Raw genomic sequence first — 18,475 nt, 5'->3', positions numbered from 1 at the left:
AGAATCAATAATCACCTCTTTTTTTAAATCGGGGATCGTGTTTTGAAATAAATTCTGTTCTTCTTTTGGGAGCTTCCGGTTTAGGGAAACTAGCTTCTTCAGTTTTACTTGATGGTTCAATCAGCTGATTTAATTCTTTGATTTCAGCATCTGTTAAATCTCTGTAGCGTCCAACAGGGACATCTAATGAAATATTGATAATCCGAATTCGTTTTAGTGCTGTAACTTCATAACCTAAATACTCGGACATTCTTCGAATCTGACGGTTTAAACCTTGCGTCAGAATGATTTTGAAAGTGTATTTACTGATTTGCTCGACCTTGCATTTTTTGGTAACAGTATCTAAAATGGGAACACCGTTTCCCATACGTTGTATAAAACGGTCCGTTATGGGTTTATTTACGGTTACAGTATATTCTTTTTCATGATTGTTTCGGGCACGTAAAATCTTGTTTACGATATCGCCGTCATTGGTCATGAAAATCAGTCCTTCACTGGCTTTGTCCAATCTTCCTATTGGAAAAATACGCTTTGGGTAATTGATATAATCGACAATATTGTTTTTGACTTCAAGATTAGTTGTGCATTCTATTCCAACAGGTTTGTTGAAAGCCAGATAAATCATTTTTTCGTGTTTTTCGACGATTAATTTCCCATCTATACGCACTTCGTCATCAGGTGAAACCTTGGTTCCCATTTCAGGCACGGAACCATTGATGGTTACACGGCCTTCTTCGATGAGTTTATCTGCTTCGCGGCGTGAACAATAACCGGTTTCCCCAATAAATTTATTAAGACGTTTTAGATTTTCTTCCATGTTACAAAAATACAGATTTTGAGGATTAGATGAGGTTAAATGATAACCAAAAAATTACAATTGCTTATTCATAGCCCCAATTGAAGCGATATACCCAATTTAAAAAAATAAAGCTTTTTGTTATCTTTTTTATTAGGGAATAAAGGAGAAAGAGCAAAAGCTGTTGGTGAAAAAAGTCTATTGTTTCGATTCAAATAAAAAATCAATCACTTTTTGGTATAGTTTATCATCGTGCATACCATGGCCTAAACCTTTGGTTTCGATGAACTGACAGTTTTTCCAGTTGCTAGCGATTTTTTTACCTTCTTCAAAAGCAACAATTTTATCTGTTGTGTCATGCGCAATTAAACCCGGAATATTAAATTGAGAAGCAAATTTTTGTCCGGAGAAATCTTCGAGTTTAAAATTGAAATGCGTTAAAAAGCGATTTTCCAATAGTGTAAACATTCTGTTGTTTAAACTCAGCATCGATACATAATTGTCAATCAGTGTTTTTAAATCTGATGGAGCTCCCAAAATGACCATTTTATTTATACTGGTATTCGGAAACAAATACTGATGGTAAACGCAGGCTGCGCCGCCAATAGAGTGCCCAATTATAATGTCTGGCTGGTATTTTTCTACCGTTTTATTGATGAACTCGGCATATAGCGGAACATTAAATTCCTTACCGCTGCTTTGTCCGTGTGCCGGGGCATCAAGCGCGATAATGGAGCTTCCTGACTTTTGTAGATGCGGAAGTGTTTTTTTCCAGCGTGAAGAATTGCTTTCCCAACCATGAACCAAAAGGATTTTGGTTTCGTTTCCTTTCCAGATATAGATTTGAAAATGGTGTTCATTGTGTTGAAAGGTTTCAGTTTCTGTATTCTTCAGAATTTTAGGCAATTTTTCTTTTAGTAATCTTCCATCTCGCGGCTGACTGAAAAGTGCATATGAAAGTTCGACAGCTTTTTGCGGACGGATGTAACTAAGGAAGTTAATGTATTGTCCAACCAATTTTAATGTAATAAAACGAATTCCTTTTTTAAGTCCCAAGACCATTAAATTTTATGGTAAAAAAAAGTCCCGATGTTGATCGGGACAATTTTATTTAGATTTTAGCGAACAATTGTTCCATTTTTTCTCTCTCTTCGTCAGCAAGTGCGCTGTCAACTAAGATTCTTCCTGAATGCTCATCGGTGATGATTTTCTTTCTTGAAGCAATTTCTACCTGAGTTTGTGGCGGAATTGTGAAAAATGACCCTGCAGAAGCTCCTCTTTCAATAGATACTACAGCTAATCCGTTACGTACACTGCTTCTGATTCTGTTGTAAGCCGCCAATAATCTCTCTTCGATTTGGGCAGCATACTCAGCAGATTTCTCAGTTAAGAAGATTTCTTCTTTTTGAGTCTCAGCCATAATAGCATCTAACTCAGATTTTTTATGTTTTAAGTGTGAACTTTTAGCTTCTAATTTTTCTTTTAGATTTGAAATAACTTCTTTCTTATGTTCGATAGAAGCTTTCATCTCTTTTATTTGTTTTTCAGCCAATTGAATTTCTAATTCCTGAAATTCAACTTCTTTTGTCAAAGAATTAAATTCTCTGTTATTACGAACTGATTCTTGTTGTTTTGTGTACTTTTTAATAACTTCTTTGTGCTCTTCAATTGCATTTTTCTTTGCTTTGATTTGCTCTTCAACCACTTCAAGTTCACCTTTTAGTTTCTCTGAACGAGTGCTCAGACCCGCAACTTCATCTTCTAAATCTTCAACTTCTAATGGAAGTTCCCCTCTTACGTTTCTGATTTCGTCAATTCTCGAGTCAATAAGCTGTAAATCGTATATTGCTCTTAACTTGTCCTCAACACTTAATTCTTTCGTATTCGTCATATTCTATAAGTACTTAACTGGATTTGTATTTTCTTCTGATAAAATGATGGCAAAATTAAGGATTTTTTTTCTAAGATAATCAACAATATAATTTTTTGTATAGCGTTCACTCTCAAAATGACCAATATCGGCCAAAAGTAATTTGTTTTCGGCTTCATAAAACTGATGGTATTTTAAATCAGCAGTTAAAAAAGCATCTGCCCCAGACTGAATTGCATTTTTTATGGCAAAACTTCCTGAGCCTCCTAAAACGGCAACTTTCTTTATTTTTTTTCCTGTGAAGGCTGAATGTCGGATTCCATTGGCAATCATTTTATCTTTTACGAAGTGAAGAAAATCTTTTTCATCCATTTCAGATTCCAGTTCGCCAATCATACCTAAGCCTATATTTTGATGCGAATTTTGTAAATTATAAATTTCATACGCTGCTTCTTCATAAATGTGATTTGAAAAAAGGGCTTTCAAAATTCCCGATTGTAAATGTTTTTCGAAAATAACTTCAATTTTTGTTTCTGTTCCGGTATGTAATTTTCCTTTTTCTCCAATTACGGGATTGCTATCTTCATTTCCCTGAAACGTAAAAAAGCCTTCAGAATTGAAACTGCAGTTGTCATAATTTCCAATTTTACCTGCACCTGCTTCAAACAATGCGTTCCTAACTTTGTCTGAATTGTCAGAGGTGGTGTAAGTAACTAATTTTTGGATGAAATTCTGCTTTGGAACCAAAACCTTTCTATTGGTTAGGCCTAAAGCATCACAAAATATTTTGTTTACTCCCTGAGAATGATTGTCTAAAGCGGTGTGAACAGCATAAATAGCAACATCATTTTTGATAGCTTTTAAAATCGCACGTTCTACATAGTTTTTGCCTGTGATTTTTTTGATTCCGGAGAATAATATCGGATGAAAACAAACCACCAGATTGCAGTTTTTGGTAATAGCTTCTTCAATTACATATTCTAAAGTATCGTGACAAACCAGAACTCCGGAACTTTCTGTTTCTGTATCGCCCACTAAAAGTCCAACGTTGTCAAAATCCTCGGCATAAGCCAAAGGAGCCATTTCTTCGAGTATAGCGATTATTTCTTTTATTTTCATGTTCAGTTTTTTGTTGAAACCTAAATCTGAAACAAATTAACGAAAAAAATTATACTTTCGTAAAATGAACTTACTTCGAAAAATACTTTTTCCATTTGCTGTTTTATACGGATTTATTACTTCGATCCGTAATTTTCTTTTTGACAAAGGAATCCTGAAATCTACTTCATTTGATCTTCCGGTTATAGCAGTTGGTAATTTAAGTGTAGGTGGAACCGGTAAAACGCCTCAAATCGAATATTTGATCAGATTGTTATCTAATCAATACAAAGTGGCTACTTTAAGCCGTGGTTACAAAAGAAAATCGGAAGGTTTTATTTTGGCCAATTCAACTTCAAATGCTGAAATTCTGGGTGATGAACCTTTTCAATTTTATCAAAAATTCCCTAATATTCAGGTGGCGGTAGATGCTAATCGTACTAATGGAATTGTACAATTACTTTTACAGAAAAGCAAACCGGAAATAATTTTACTGGATGATGCTTATCAGCACCGAAAAGTAAAAGCCGGGTTTTATATTTTATTAACTGCATTTGATGATCTGTATGCAGATGATTTTATACTGCCAACTGGAAATTTACGTGAGAGCAGGAGTGGAGCCAGGAGAGCCAATATTGTTATCGTTACAAAGTGTCCTAAAAACCTGTCTGATGTAAAGCAGGAAGAAATCCGTTTAAAATTAAAGTTAAATTGCTCACAACAACTTTATTTTACTTTTATAGAATATGATGATGCAATTTATAATATAGAAGACAAAATAGCTGTAACCGAAATAAAATCAGAATCAAAAGTGCTTTTAGCCGGAATTGCAAAACCGAAACCATTTTTTGATTTTCTAAAAACCGAAAATGATGAATGCTTGATTTTTCCTGATCATCATCATTTTTCTGAAACAGACTTAAATGAAATTCAGAATAAGGCTCAAGGCAAAAAAATCATTACAACTGAAAAAGATTACGTTCGGTTGAAAGAGGTCCGGATGATTTCTAAATTGTATTATTTGCCTATAAAAAGTACTTTTGTCAATCATCAGCAAAATTTTGACGCTACTATTTTGAATTATGTGAAAAGTTGATTTCAGAATTGAGTTTAATCAAAGAATTGAGCAATAGTATTGTAGAATATATCAGGCACAAAAGGTTTTGTAATCACATCATTCATTCCAAAAGATAAAAGCTGTTCTCTGTTTTCGTCCAGTGAAATGGCGGTAAGAGCAATGATTGGTGTTGTTTTGTCAAATTCCCGGATTAGCTGAGTGGCTGTTGTGCCATTTATGCCTGGTAAGTGGACATCCATTAAAATTAAATCAAAACTTTTTGTTTTCAACAATTCGATTGCTTCTTCGCCATTGTCAAGTATCTCACAGCATATAGATTTGTTTTCGAGCATTTTCCGGGTGATCATCTGATTGATTTTATTGTCTTCAATCAATAAAATGAGTTTGTTTTTTAGATGGTCATCATTGTAATGTTTTATCTCCGGATCTCTTTTTGATGGGCTTTTGCTGATATCAAAGTTTAATTTAAAATTAAATGTAGAACCTTTGCCAACTTCACTTTCTAAATGAATTTTGCCTCCTAAGAGGTGAATCAGTTTTTTTACGATAGTGAGTCCCAGACCTGTTCCTCCATATTTACGATTTACTTCGACAGAACCTTGCGAAAAACTTTCAAAAACTTTTTTATGCTTGTCTTTTGGAATCCCGATTCCGGTATCAGTTATTTCAAAATAAACAGTCGCTTTTTCATTTTCCAGGGCATGCAGTTTGGCAATAACTGTGACTTTTCCGTTTTGAGTAAACTTTAATGCATTGTTGATTAAGTTCAGGATTATTTGTGAAAGCTTTGTTGTATCTCCAATCAAATTGTCCGGAATAGCATCGTCTATTTCCAGTAAGAAATCATTGTTATTTGCAGCTGCTAACTCTTTTAGCGAATTCTGAATATTGTTAATTAAAGCTTTTAAATCGAAACTAATTTTTTCTATTTCAATTTTACTTGAATCAATTTTGTTTATTTCAAGTATCTCATTGATAAATGTAGTAAGGTAATTTCCGGAGAATTTTAACGAATCTAAATATTTTAATTGGGATTCTTTGGGATTTTCTTCAAGTAATAAATGTGCAATACCATTAATTGCATTTAATGGGGTTCTAAGTTCATGGCTTACTGTAGATAAAAACTCAGATCTGGCTTTTGAAGCCTCTTCAGCTTTGTTTTTTGCCAGAATAAGCTCTTTGTTTTTTTCTCTTAAAAGTAAATTATTCTGGTTTCTGATAACATTGTTTTTGTAGAGAGCAAGACTCAGTAAGGATAAGATAGATATCAGCGCAATAGCCAGAATACTGATTAATTTGGAGTATCTGTATGTTTTAATCTGTGCTTTTTCTTCATTTATTCTTCTTTCTTCGTTTAAAAGATGAACTTCATTTATTTTTTTATATTTATCAAAATTGGATTTACTATTCTTCAATTTTAGAATATTCTGTTCAATCTGATAATGTTCGTTTAGATAGCTATAAGCACGTTCGAATTCCTTTTTGTTTTTATAATATTGGCTTATTGCTAATATAATACTGGCTTTTTGTTTTAAGTTTTGAGTTTTTGCATTTAAATCCAGAGCTTTATTAAAGTGGAAAATGGCCGAATCACTTTTCTTTAATTGGGTTTCTATTAATCCAAGTTGATAATAGGATTCTGATTTGATTGCTAAAGTTTTGGTGTTTTCCGGACGCCGGATTATTTCTTTTAGTGTTTTGGAAGCTAAATCGTATTTTTTTAACGATTTAAAAGACATCGCTTTCTGGAAATTCAAATATTCATAAGAATTCCTGTAATCCGATTTGTCAGCAGCTTTTTTATATGAGCTGGACACTATATCATCATGCAAAATGGTATCTGTATTCGGTTTAATTTGCGAATACAAAAGGGAGGAAAAAAACTGATAAAAATAAAAAGGTATTTCATAATGCAATACTTTTTATAAAGGAATCTTATGTTTTTTTCATCAGCAAAATTAAATCGATAAGCCTTGATGAATAACCTATCTCATTATCATACCAGCCAACCACTTTTACCATTTTATCAATGACAGAAGTTAGTTGAGAGTCAAATAAGCATGAATTTGTATTACCTATTACATCTACAGATACGATTGGATCTTCTGTGTAATCTAATATATTTTTTAAATATGTTTTTGATGCATTTTGAAAAGCATCATTAATTTCTTCGATAGTTACAGCGCGTTTTACGTTGAACGTAATGTCTGTTAAAGAGCCGTCCGGTACCGGAACACGGATGCCACAACCCCCAATTTTTTGATGCAGATCAGGGAAGATTTTTGTAAGCGCCTTAGCTGCTCCTGTTGTAGTAGGAACAATTGACTGGCTGGCACCTCTTGCTCTTCTTAAATCTTTATGCGGCTGATCGTGTAAACTCTGGTCAGTCGTGTAAGAGTGAATTGTTGTAATGTAAGCTTGTTCAATACCACACAATTCATCAATTATTTTAATCATTGGAGCTGCATTGTTTGTCGTACAGCTTGCATTCGAAACAATTTTTTCACTTCCGTCTAAAATCCCTTCATTTACTCCTAAAACAACAGTTTTTATGGTATCTACTTCAGATGGAGCAGAAAGAATTACTCTTTTGGCCCCTGCTTCAATATGTGTATTTAATTCTTCGTAGGTTTTGTATTTTCCCGTTGATTCAATTACAAAATCAATAGTATGACTTTTCCAGTCTAAATTTGAAATCTTATTTTCATGAAAGAATAAATAATGTTTTTGATCCACGATTATGCTTTTTTCATCGTGAGATACTGCAAAAGGCAAAACACCATGAATACTGTCATATTTTACCAAATGCGACATCGTTTTATTATCTGCAATATCATTGATTGCAACAACTTCAATTTCAGGATGGTTTATAAGTAATCGAAATAAATTTCTGCCGATTCTTCCAAAACCATTTATAGCAATTCTAGTTTTCAAATTTTATTCTGTGATTTGTTTAATCGGTCAAAACAAATTAGGTATTAACCCGATAAACTTTTTACAATATATGTTTTTGTGCTTTATAAGAGGATCGAACAAGAGGACCGCTCTCTACATGGCGGAACCCTAGTTCAAGTCCAAATTTTTCATATCGGGCAAATTGCTCGGGAGTAATAAACTCTTTTACCGGTAAATGTTTTTTGCTTGGCTGTAAATATTGGCCAATAGTTACGACATCAACATTTGCATTGCGTAAATCAGTCATGGTTTGAAAAACTTCTTCTTCAGTTTCACCAAGCCCTAACATAATTCCTGATTTTGTTCTGTTGATTCCCTTTTCTTTTAAGTAGCGTAATACTTCTAAACTACGGTCATATTTGGCCTGAATACGTACTTCGCGGGTTAAACGCCTAACAGTTTCCATGTTGTGAGAAACCACCTCAGGATTTGCTTCTACAATTCGGTCCAGATTTCTTTCAATTCCCTGAAAATCCGGAATTAAAGTTTCAAGGGTTGTGTTTGGGTTCATACGGCGAATTGCTTTTACGGTTTCAATCCAGATAATAGAACCGCCATCTTTTAAATCATCCCTGTCCACACTTGTGATTACAGCATGTTTAATGTTCATTATTTTGATAGAGCGTGCCACTTTTTCCGGTTCATCCCAGTCTACTGTTTCAGGTCTTCCTGTTTTTACACCACAAAAACCGCAAGAACGTGTACAAACATTTCCTAAAATCATAAAAGTTGCTGTTCCTTCGCCCCAGCATTCTCCCATGTTAGGACAGCTTCCTGAAGTACAGATCGTATTTAAGCTATATTTATCTACCAAACCACGAAGTTCAGTGTATTTTTGACCAATCGGAAGTTTTACTTTTAACCATTTAGGTTTTCCGGCAGGTATATTTTCGGCAACAGTTTCCATACATTAAAATTGAAAGTACAAATATACGCAAAGTTGTATAAGTAAGTGATGTGACTAATTGTTATGTCATCGATTTTATTGGTTAATTACCGGTAATTTGTTAATTTTATGGGATATATTAAAGTTTAATTTTAATAAAGTAATGTATTTGTGATTGTTTAACGGTTAAAAGAAATAAATATAAACCATTTTATATTTTTAGTTCTAAGTATATTTGCTCTGTAATTAAATTAAAAAAGATGAAAAATAAATTTATAATTTTAGGAATTCTATTCGCTTCTTTGAGCTTTACAAAAGTACAGGCGCAGATTAATTTTGGTGAAAAAGCAATAGGGGCAGTTCAAAAAGGAGTGGCTAGTTTTAGTCTGACAAATGCAGATGCGGCTAAATTATCTAAAGAGGCCGTAGATAAATTAGATGCTGAAAATGAAGTTGCGGGACCAAATGATCCGTACACGCTAAGATTGAACAGACTTTTTGGAAAACATACTTCTGGTGAAGGTTATACTTTAAACTATAAGGTATATAAACTGAAAGAAGTAAATGCATTTGCAACAGCAGACGGCAGTGTACGTGTATATTCCGGACTAATGGATATTATGGATGATAATGAACTGCTGGCTGTAATTGGTCATGAAATTGGTCACGTTGCTAATAATGATTCAAGAGACGCTATGCGTGCAGCTTATCAGAAAGAAGCTTTAATTGATGGAGTTTCTTCGCAGTCTGCAACAATTTCAAGTATTACGGATAGTCAGCTGGGGAAAATTGGAAGTGCGATGATTGATAGCAAACATAGTCGTAAACAAGAAGCTGAAGCGGATTTGTTTGCTTATGATTTTATGAAAAAAAATGGTTATAATGTTAATGCTGAAGAGTCTGCATTCAGGATTTTGGCAAAAATGAGTGAAGGCAATGAAGCGTCATTTTTAGAAAAAATGATGAGCTCGCATCCGGACTCAAAACAGAGAGCAGAAGATGCTAAAAAAAGAGCTGAAAAAGATGGAGTATATAAAGCCTATGTACAGCAAAAAATAGACAATACTGCACCAGTTAAAAAAACAACTACTACAAAAAAGACAACCACAAAGAAGACAACTACTAAAAAGAAATAATTGTTTTTTGATTAAAAATAAAAACCCGACAGTTTAAAATTTGTCGGGTTTTTTTATTTGGAGATTAGCCTAAAACATGATGTGCCAATACTTTTTGAACATCATATACATTTACCGATTTATTGAATTGCTTCACAATACTCGGCTGTTGTTCACTTGAAACCCAGATTTTTAATTCGGCGTCAAGGTCAAAAGTTCCGGCAGTTTCTACACTAAATCGTGTAATGCTTTTATATGCAATTGATTTATATTCTGTTTTGCTGCCTGTGATTCCCTGTACGTCAACTAAAATTAATCTTTTGTTTGTAAAGATAAAAGTGTCACGGATTAATTTGAATCCTATTTCAAATTGCTCATTATCAGTCAAAAGCTGTCCGTATTTTTTAATTAAATCTTCCTGGCTTACAGAACTTGCGTTACCAAGGATAGCTGAAAATATTCCCATTTTTTAGTTTTTAATGTTATACAACTAATATGTTTTTTTAACAGTTGTAAAAGTAATTAAATATAAAAATGTTTTTTACAATTAAGAAATTAAGTTTAATTGTATTCCATTTGTTATGATAAAAATTTGCACAAAAAAAGCAGAATCTAAATTCTGCTTTTTATTGGTTGTTATTCCATTTCTGTTTTTATCGTGATCGGAAGATTATATGCTGTTCGCACCGGTTTTCCTTCCAATATTCCCGGAGTCCATTTTGTTTTTAATGATTTTAGAACACGTATAGCTTCTTTTCCTAAACCGTAGCCTGGATCGTTTTTAACTGTGATATCAGTCATTGAACCGTCTTTTTCGATAACAAAAGAAACATATACTCTCAATGTTCTTTCAGCGTCCAGTTCAGGTTTGTTGAAGTTGTTTCCAACGTAAGTGTAGAACTTAGCCATTCCGCCCGGGAATTCCGGCATTTTGTCTAAAATGGCTGTACTTACAACTGAATTTCCTGTGTCTCCTGTTGCTGGTTGAGTTCCTGTTCCTGCTCCATTTCCGCCTCCGGAGCCTGGCATCGCATTAACGGCTGTCCCTGTTCCGATAGAAGTATTATCTACTACTGTAGCATTGTCTTTGTTTGGCGCAATGTCTTGTACGGCATCCTTAGTAGCAGTGACAACAGGATTTACTAACTGACTAGCTTGTGTTACTTGTGTGACAGCTTGCTGTTGCTGTGCTGGCGGAGCAACTGCTTCTTCTGTTTTAGGTTGTATTATCTGATCTAGATCTACTGTCCTAATTACTTCATCTATGGGAGGAAGATTTTCAATTACAGTAGATGATGTTGTGAATTTACCAGCCAACATAGACAAACTTCCTAATGTAGCGATCAATAATAACGCCGTAAAAAGTGCAGTAACAGTTGTTTTGGTATTCTCCTGACGTAATTGGTACGCGCCGTACTCTTTGTTTTTGTTCTCGAAAACAAGATCAGTCCATTTGGTTTCGTAAAGGCTTAATTTAGACATAGTAATTAGATTTAAAAGGTTAAGTAACATTAAATCATAAGCATGACAGGTTTTTAGTTTGACTAATAACGAAAACAAAGAACGTTTGGTATGTGGAATGTGAGTTTTTTTAAGAATAAAACTGTTGATATCTTATTCTTTTATTAAAGATAATGAATTATCTGTTACGTTCGATAATTTCTGCCAATAATTTTTTAGCCCGAAGTAATTTTACTTTTACATTGCTTAAAGGCTCATTTATTTTGAGTGCAATCTCCTGATATGTCATTTCCTGAAAATATCGTAACTGAATGACTTCCTGATAATGGGGTTTTAATTCTTTGATGCATAAAAGCAGACGGGATAAATTTTGCTCCTTAATTAATGCATCCTCGGCAGATGGGGTAGGGTCGGCAATGTTGTATGCCTGCTGATCTTCGTTGTCAGTGATTTCTATAAAAAGACTGGATTTCTTTTTGCGAAGTAAATCAATGTAAACATTTTTTGCAATACTGATTAACCAGGTGTTGAATTGAAATTCGGGATTATAACTTGCGATTTTGTCGAAAGCTTTTGAAAAAGTTTCAATAGTAATATCTTCGGCAACAGTTTCATTTTCTGTACGTTTGAGCATAAAACCGTACACTTCATTCCAATAAAAATCTAATAAAAAAGTAAAGGCGATCTGATCGCCTTCTTTTGCTTTTTCTATTTTAGAATTTATTTCCAATTTACTGGTTTTGAAAAAAGATTAGTTATAAAGATATTGATTTGCGTGAATATAAGCACAATTTCAACAATAGGAAACCAAACTTTTAAGTCATTTTCTTTTAATTTTCCGGCTGAAAACCCAATTACAATCCAGGCGATCGTGTATCGGGTTGCCAATAATGCCAATACAGCAATCCATTGGAATTGGAAAGCCAATAAAATAATAACTAATAAAAAGAACAATAATTGTGAACTGTAAAAAAGACCTAATTGCATTTTGTCAAAAAACTTATAATAATTTGCTGTAGCGACATGTCTTCTTTTTTGGGTAAACCATTCTTTATAGGTTTCTTTTGCTTTAGAATAAGTGAAACTTTCAGGACTATATGCAATGGTAGTGTTTGCTTTGTTTGCTGCCTGGTTTACAAATAAATCATCATCACCGGAACGAATCTGGATGTGATCTATAAATCCATTTACATTAAAAAACTCTTCTTTTTTATAAGCTAAATTTCTTCCTACGCCCATGTATGGAAGTCCTGCTTTCGCCCATGAAAAATATTGCATTGCCGTAAGAACTGTTTCAAAACGAATAATTTTATTCAATAAAGAGCGTTCTTTTTTTTCATAACCTCCATATCCTAAAACGATTGTTTTGTTCATTGTAAATTGCGAACTCATAGCAGTAATCCAATCTTTTGAATTTGGATAGCAATCAGCGTCTGTAAACAATAAGTAGTCTTTTGTTGAGGCTTTGATACCTAATGTTAAAGCATATTTTTTATTTCCCCAAAATGCTTCGTTATTTTTTACTTTTACTAATCGGATGTTTGAATATTTTTCTTCAAATTCTTCAAAAACTTCTAGCGTCTCGTCACTTGAAGCATCATCAATTAAAACAATTTCAAAATCAGGATAATTCTGTTCTGCTAAAAGCGGAATGTATTTTTTTACATTTTCTTCTTCGTTTTTTGCACAGACAATTACAGAAACCGGAAGTTTTTTGGGCGTAATGGTTTGAGGTTTACCGAAAGCGAACTTTCCAAAGATCCCTAAGTAGTAAAAAATTTGTATGAATACAACAGCAATAAAGAAGTAAAGTAAAAATATAAGCATATGATTTTATGGTCTTTTAATTTCTGAATCTTGCGAGTGCAAATGTACTTATGAATTCCTAATTTTCAATGGTAAAACCGATTTACTTTCGGCATTTTGACATTTCTTTTGCAACTGCAATAGACTGAGCGTTTTTAGTTTTCTCTAATTCTGAAATGATGTTTTTATAATTAAGATCATCGCGGTTCTGAGAAAGTTTTTTGGCAGCCTGAATTTCTTCAATTTCTATTTCAAATCCAAAGATTCCTTTGGCTTCACGCATTGTTTTGGCAGATAAATCTTCAACCCGAACCGGATTTTCCGAATTCACTTCGTATTTATCAACCAGCTTTTTCAATTGTTCTACAGCAGTTTCATAATCTACAATCTTAATTTTTCCATAAACATGAACGGCTATATAATTCCATGTTGGTACATTTTCATGATCGTACCAAGAGGAAGAAATGTAAGAATGTGGACCGGTAAATACCGCCAAAACCTGATCATTTTCTGCAAAGCCTTCTGCCTGCGGATTCAGTTTTGAAATGTGCCCCTGCAAGATTTCTTTCCCTTCAGAATTCAATTCCAATTCTATCGGAATATGAGTTGCACATAACTTTCCTTTAGTCTGATTGATCAGGATTCCAAAACTGTTTTCTTTTAAAAAAGCCCTGATTTCTTCCTGATTTTCATTTTTGTAGATCTGTGGTGTGTACATTTTATAACTAGCTTTTACTACTATTTTTTCTAAAATTAAATAAATTTTGATAAGCACTTACATATAAAATGACGGAACCAATAAAAGTGAATATAATTGCTTCAATAAAAAATTGTATTGCAAGATCATCAGATAAAGTTACTGTGAAAGGATGGAACACATCGGATAGAATTCCTCTTCTGAAAAATTTAAGTCTTAGAACGATATATAGACACAATGCGATTATAATATTATTCAGTGCCGAAAGTTTGTTTTTCCAATTTATATAAGAAATCAGACAGATTCCTAGTAACATGCCTAGAAATATCCACACATAAATGCTTGACCAAAAATCAAAAATATCTGTTTCAGCAGGAAATAAAGGGTCATGACCTCGTGTTTGTGAGCTTTTAAAGTGTTTTCTGATATAAATGATTTTTTCTGCTGCGGTATAAAATCTAAGCTGCAGAAGACCGTTGATTAAAAATATTATTCCTATGAATTGGATAAGAATAATTTTGAAATTTAGTTTTTTCATTTATAAGACTGAAAATAATTGAGATAGCCGTATTAGATAATATTTACTTCTGCCTCAATATGAATGCCGAAAGTTTCAAAAACCGTTTTTTGAACTTCTTTTGAGACGGACAGAATTTCCTGCCCTGTTGCATTGCCGTAATTTACTAAAACCAAAGCCTGATTTTTGTGCACTCCGGCTTCTCCAAAACGTTTTCCTTTTAAACCAGCTTGTTCAATTAGCCATCCAGCAGGAACTTTTACTTCAGTTTCTGAAACTTCATAATATTTCATTTCCGGAAATTTCTGTTGAATTTTTTCAAAATCGGACTTCAGTAAAATCGGATTTTTAAAGAAGCTGCCACTGTTTCCAAGCTCTTTCGGATCTGGTAATTTACTTTTTCTGATGGCAATTACAGCATTACTAACGTCTTTTAATGTAGGTTCTGTAATGTTATTTTTTGACAATTCAGTTAAAATATCCCCATATGAAGTATTGATTTTATGATTACGCTTCGTTAATTTAAAAATAACTGAAGTAATAATATATTGGTCTTTTACTTCATTTTTGAAGATGCTTTCGCGGTAGCCAAAATTACATTCGGCATTATTGAAAGTTTTTATTTCCTGAGTAGTGATATTCATGGCTTCGCAGGAAACAAAAGTATTTTTGATTTCGGCTCCGTACGCACCAATATTCTGAACAGGAGTGGTGCCTACATTTCCGGGAATCAGTGACATGTTTTCTAATCCTCCAAAATTATTGTCAATTGTATAAAGTACGAAATCATGCCAAACTTCGCCGGCCTGACTTTCAACCCAGACAAAATCATCATCTTCTTTAATTACTTTTTTACCTTTTAAATCGATATGGATAACCAGAGCATCAATATCTTTGGTTAAAAGCATATTGCTTCCGCCTCCTAAAATGATTTTTTTTCGTTTTTGTTTGCTGATAAAACCCTTTTCAATTCCTCAACAGAATGAACGGCAACAAATTGTCTGGCTTTGGCTTCAATGCCAAAAGTATTGTAGTTTTTTAAAGAAAAATTGGATTGGATTTCCATATGTAAAAGGCTTTTTAATCTGAATTCAAAAGTATGAATTATAAGTTTTGATTTAACTGCAACGACACAAAGTTTGTGCAAAGTTCACAAAGCCTTGTATTCATAGCGTAAACCCTTGCGAACTTTGTGGTTAACTATTTTGCAGGTTTAGTATGTCATGATATTTCTCCGCAATAACCTTCATATTAATATCATAACTCGCATTCTCTTCCACAAACTTTCTATTTCGAATAGTCGCCTGATTTCTCGATTCAGCATTTTCAAAAGACCAAATTAATTCTTCAGTCAGCATTTCAATATTATCAATTTCAATGAGCTGTCCATTTTCACGATGTGTGATCCAGCTTTGATTTCCGGGAATATCTGAAACTATGGGATAACAATTACAAGCCATTGCTTCAAATAAAGATGCCGAGACACCTTCGGTAATAGGCATGCTGATGTAAATATTAGATTGCTGCAACAGTTTTGGAAGTTCTGTGTTTGGGATTCTTCCTGTAAAAATCACTTTGTTTTCGATTTTTAAATCTTTCGCTAAATCTTTTAAAAATTGCAGTCTTGTTCCGTCGCCCACAATAGTCAAAGAAAAATCAATTCCTTTCTGGTTCAAAATTCCAAAAGCTTTTAAAATCGAATCATGTCGATATTCCGGTTGAAGCGAACGCGTTACAATCGCTTCAATTTTGTTCGAATTATTGGTTAAAGGAGTAAAAAGTGATAAATCAATTCCTTTAGGAAGAATTAAAACTTTGTTCATGTCAACGCCGGTTGTTTTCATGTGAACTGCCATCACTGGACCCCAGGCGTGAATTAAATTCGCTTTTTTGAAAGCATATTTCTGAATGAATTTTTTATAAGGATACAATTTAGATTCTTCAGGCCATAAATCGGTTCGTCCTTGTTGTGCAATTGCAATGGTTTTAGAGCCTGATAATGCAGCAAGAAAACCATAACTGGTTGTTCTTTCTGCAATAACCATGTCCGGTTTTTCTTTCCTGATTATTTTTCGAATTGAAACAGGAGATAAGAAATATTCTAGAATACGTTTGAATCTGGAACTGTTTGGTGTCTGAAGTTCCCAGGTAATGATTTCAAAATCACCAAATTCTTTCAGGCCTTTCATCCATGTGATGGCATCAGCGCGATATGATTCACCAAGAAAAAGTATTTTTCTTTTCATTTATAAAAGTTTTTCCGCCACTCCCGATAGCTATCGGGATCACGAATTTATATTGAGTAATATTATTTATATTGATTCGTGTATTTGTGGCGATTTATCTTTTTATTCCTCAGTTTCTAATGCACGATTGATAAATTCGTTTAGAGGCTTCAAAGCGATTAGTTTTTTACTCATTTTTGAAACGAAATCTTTCTGGGTTACTTCAGAGATATCGTATTTTTGAGTTGCCGTAAAACTTTTCAGTTTTAGAAATTCAATTGCCGGATGATCTTTTTCATAACCTCGAGGCATGCTTTTCAGAGAGTTGTTTTCATTTATGTCTAAACTCCCGAACTCTTTTTTGAAGTTTTTATCATTTAGGATTTCCTGTAAATCATCATAGAAAAAGGCAATTTCTTTGCGGACTTTTTTCAAATCTTCTGCTTCAGGTGAATAAAATCCGCCAGCGATAAAACTCGCTCCTTTTTCGATATGGACATAATATCCGGAACGATTGGCGCCTTTTGCGCCAGCTGACATCCAAACGCCTAAATGGGCTTTATAAGGCGATTTGTCTTTAGAAAATCGAATATCGCGATTGATTCTGAAAGTACAGTTTTTAACTTCTAATAATTCTAATGAAGGATCAAGAGGTTTCATTGCATCCAGAAAATCACTTACCAGTTGATGATAGTCTTTTTTGAATATTTCATAACGCTTTTTGTTATCCTGAAACCAGTCTCTGTTATTGTTCTTTTTTAAATCGTCTAAAAATTGCAATGATTCTTTTGTGAGCATAATCTAATTTTTTTTATTGCAGTTGTTTTTTAACTTCTGAATTCTTTATAAAATTACAAATTAAATATCTTATAACTCTGATGTGTAGATTTTACAATTGTTTCGGTTCTTTCCGGATGTGTATCCGAAATAAAAAGCTGCCCAAAAGTTTCGCTGTTTACCATTTCGATAATTTTAGAAACACGGGTTTCATCAAGTTTGTCAAAAATATCGTCAAAAAGTAAAATAGGTTTTACACCGCTTTGTTTCTTCAAAAATTCAAATTGAGCCAGTTTTAAGGCAATCAAAAATGATTTCTGCTGACCTTGTGAACCGAATTTTTTTATGGGATGCGAATCAATTTCAAAAGACAAATCATCTTTATGAATTCCGACAGTTGTATAATGTAAGGCACGATCTTTATTGATGTTTTCTTGTAAAAGTGTCAATAAGTTTTTTTCGGATAAATGACTTTCGTAAACTAATTGTACTGATTCTTCAGAACCTGTAATGACTTGATGGTGTACATTAAATATAGGTACAAATTGTTCCAGAAAATCTTTTCGTTTTTCAAAAATCGATTTTCCGTATTCATTTAATTGCTCATTATATATAGATAAGGTATCATTGTCAAAAGTATGGTTCAGCGCAAAATATTTTAAAAGAGCATTTCGCTGTACAATTACTTTCTGATACTGAATAAGCTGATGCAGATACGTGGAGTCTAATTGTGAAATCACGCTATCCATAAATTTACGGCGCGTTTCGCTTCCTTCCACAATTAAATCACGGTCTGCTGGCGAAATAATGACTAACGGAATAAATCCGATATGATCTGAAAATTTATCATAAGCTTTTCCATTTCTTTTTAAAACCTTTTTTTGTCCTTTTTTTAAACTGCAGACAATTTGCTCCTTTCTGTCATTCTTTTCTAATTCGGCGTCAATTACAAAAAACTCTTCTCCGTGTTTTATGTTTTGAACGGCAAGGGGATTGAAATAGCTTTTTCCGTAAGCCAGATGGTAAATGGCATCAAGCACATTGGTCTTGCCAATTCCGTTTTTGCCGACAAAACAATTGATTTTACGGTCAAAATCGAAACTGATTTCGGAGAAATTTTTGTAATTGAATAAGGAAATCTTGTTTAAATGCATTTTTTAGGCACCTTAATAGGTAAAATATGATGTTTAGAAA

18 protein-coding genes and 1 pseudogene are annotated in these 18,475 nt (G+C 33.4%); 2 read left to right on the top strand and 17 right to left on the bottom strand.

Annotated features, from left to right (window positions below):
• Window positions 1-4: 4 nt before the first annotated feature.
• From rluF to P5P89_RS05205, 4 genes are all read right to left on the bottom strand, one after another.
• A complete protein-coding gene (gene rluF / locus P5P89_RS05220) occupies window positions 5-817 on the bottom strand; it encodes a 23S rRNA pseudouridine(2604) synthase RluF (RefSeq protein WP_278011037.1) in 813 nt (270 codons plus the stop codon).
• A 177-nt stretch (window positions 818-994) separates the two neighbouring features.
• Window positions 995-1,852, bottom strand: coding sequence for an alpha/beta fold hydrolase (locus P5P89_RS05215; protein ID WP_278011036.1), 858 nt, complete (start codon window positions 1,850-1,852; stop codon window positions 995-997).
• A 55-nt stretch (window positions 1,853-1,907) separates the two neighbouring features.
• On the bottom strand, window positions 1,908-2,687 hold the full coding sequence (locus P5P89_RS05210; RefSeq protein WP_223679829.1) for a zinc ribbon domain-containing protein: 780 nt from the start codon (window positions 2,685-2,687) through the stop codon (window positions 1,908-1,910).
• 3 nt (window positions 2,688-2,690) lie between these two features.
• Window positions 2,691-3,785 (bottom strand): Nif3-like dinuclear metal center hexameric protein, encoded by a 1,095-nt coding sequence (locus P5P89_RS05205; RefSeq protein WP_278011035.1) that lies wholly within the window; start codon window positions 3,783-3,785, stop codon window positions 2,691-2,693.
• Window positions 3,786-3,849: 64 nt separating this feature from the next.
• Between P5P89_RS05205 and lpxK the strand changes: the two genes are divergently transcribed.
• The gene (gene lpxK / locus P5P89_RS05200) at window positions 3,850-4,860 is read left to right on the top strand and encodes a tetraacyldisaccharide 4'-kinase (protein WP_278011034.1); all 1,011 of its coding nucleotides are present in this window, start codon (window positions 3,850-3,852) and stop codon (window positions 4,858-4,860) included.
• A 14-nt stretch (window positions 4,861-4,874) separates the two neighbouring features.
• On the opposite strand, the gene P5P89_RS05195 is transcribed toward lpxK, so the two are convergent.
• From P5P89_RS05195 to lipA, 3 genes are all read right to left on the bottom strand, one after another.
• A complete protein-coding gene (locus P5P89_RS05195; protein ID WP_278011033.1) occupies window positions 4,875-6,674 on the bottom strand; it encodes an ATP-binding protein in 1,800 nt (599 codons plus the stop codon).
• A 103-nt stretch (window positions 6,675-6,777) separates the two neighbouring features.
• Window positions 6,778-7,776: a type I glyceraldehyde-3-phosphate dehydrogenase gene (gene gap / locus P5P89_RS05190; RefSeq protein WP_278011032.1), complete on the bottom strand. Its 999-nt coding sequence runs from the start codon at window positions 7,774-7,776 to the stop codon at window positions 6,778-6,780.
• A gap of 61 nt (window positions 7,777-7,837) precedes the next feature.
• A complete protein-coding gene (gene lipA / locus P5P89_RS05185; RefSeq protein ID WP_278011031.1) occupies window positions 7,838-8,704 on the bottom strand; it encodes a lipoyl synthase in 867 nt (288 codons plus the stop codon).
• Window positions 8,705-8,943: 239 nt separating this feature from the next.
• On the opposite strand from lipA, the gene P5P89_RS05180 reads away from it, so the two are divergent.
• On the top strand, window positions 8,944-9,819 hold the full coding sequence (locus tag P5P89_RS05180; RefSeq protein WP_278011030.1) for a M48 family metalloprotease: 876 nt from the start codon (window positions 8,944-8,946) through the stop codon (window positions 9,817-9,819).
• 64 nt (window positions 9,820-9,883) lie between these two features.
• On the opposite strand, the gene P5P89_RS05175 is transcribed toward P5P89_RS05180, so the two are convergent.
• The 10 genes and pseudogenes from P5P89_RS05175 to recF form a co-directional block, all read right to left on the bottom strand.
• Window positions 9,884-10,264: a PH domain-containing protein gene (locus P5P89_RS05175; protein ID WP_278011029.1), complete on the bottom strand. Its 381-nt coding sequence runs from the start codon at window positions 10,262-10,264 to the stop codon at window positions 9,884-9,886.
• Between the two features lie 170 nt (window positions 10,265-10,434).
• Window positions 10,435-11,280 (bottom strand): energy transducer TonB, encoded by an 846-nt coding sequence (locus P5P89_RS05170; RefSeq protein WP_278011028.1) that lies wholly within the window; start codon window positions 11,278-11,280, stop codon window positions 10,435-10,437.
• A 157-nt stretch (window positions 11,281-11,437) separates the two neighbouring features.
• Window positions 11,438-11,989, bottom strand: a complete 552-nt coding sequence (locus tag P5P89_RS05165; protein ID WP_278011027.1) for an RNA polymerase sigma factor — start codon at window positions 11,987-11,989, stop codon at window positions 11,438-11,440.
• Window positions 11,980-13,086, bottom strand: a complete 1,107-nt coding sequence (locus P5P89_RS05160; protein WP_278011026.1) for a glycosyltransferase — start codon at window positions 13,084-13,086, stop codon at window positions 11,980-11,982. The genes P5P89_RS05165 and P5P89_RS05160 overlap by 10 nt, the downstream gene beginning before the upstream one ends.
• Before the next feature lie 82 nt (window positions 13,087-13,168).
• The gene (locus P5P89_RS05155; RefSeq protein WP_278011025.1) at window positions 13,169-13,783 is read right to left on the bottom strand and encodes an FMN-binding negative transcriptional regulator; all 615 of its coding nucleotides are present in this window, start codon (window positions 13,781-13,783) and stop codon (window positions 13,169-13,171) included.
• Between the two features lie 7 nt (window positions 13,784-13,790).
• Complete coding sequence (locus P5P89_RS05150; RefSeq protein ID WP_278011024.1) at window positions 13,791-14,300, bottom strand: hypothetical protein; 510 nt, start codon at window positions 14,298-14,300, stop codon at window positions 13,791-13,793.
• A gap of 32 nt (window positions 14,301-14,332) precedes the next feature.
• A pseudogene (murB, locus tag P5P89_RS05145) lies at window positions 14,333-15,345 on the bottom strand (UDP-N-acetylmuramate dehydrogenase).
• Window positions 15,346-15,475: 130 nt separating this feature from the next.
• Window positions 15,476-16,525, bottom strand: a complete 1,050-nt coding sequence (locus P5P89_RS05140) for a glycosyltransferase (protein ID WP_278011023.1) — start codon at window positions 16,523-16,525, stop codon at window positions 15,476-15,478.
• A gap of 102 nt (window positions 16,526-16,627) precedes the next feature.
• Window positions 16,628-17,302, bottom strand: coding sequence for a DUF2461 domain-containing protein (locus P5P89_RS05135; protein ID WP_278011022.1), 675 nt, complete (start codon window positions 17,300-17,302; stop codon window positions 16,628-16,630).
• Window positions 17,303-17,355: 53 nt separating this feature from the next.
• Window positions 17,356-18,435: a DNA replication/repair protein RecF gene (gene recF, locus P5P89_RS05130; protein ID WP_278011021.1), complete on the bottom strand. Its 1,080-nt coding sequence runs from the start codon at window positions 18,433-18,435 to the stop codon at window positions 17,356-17,358.
• Between the last annotated feature and the right edge of the window lie 40 nt (window positions 18,436-18,475).

This window comes from Flavobacterium gyeonganense (assembly GCF_029625295.1).
GTDB classification, from domain to species: domain Bacteria; phylum Bacteroidota; class Bacteroidia; order Flavobacteriales; family Flavobacteriaceae; genus Flavobacterium; species Flavobacterium gyeonganense.
The sequence above is the reverse complement of the archived record's forward strand: the minus strand, read 5'-3'. Positions and strand labels throughout refer to the sequence as shown.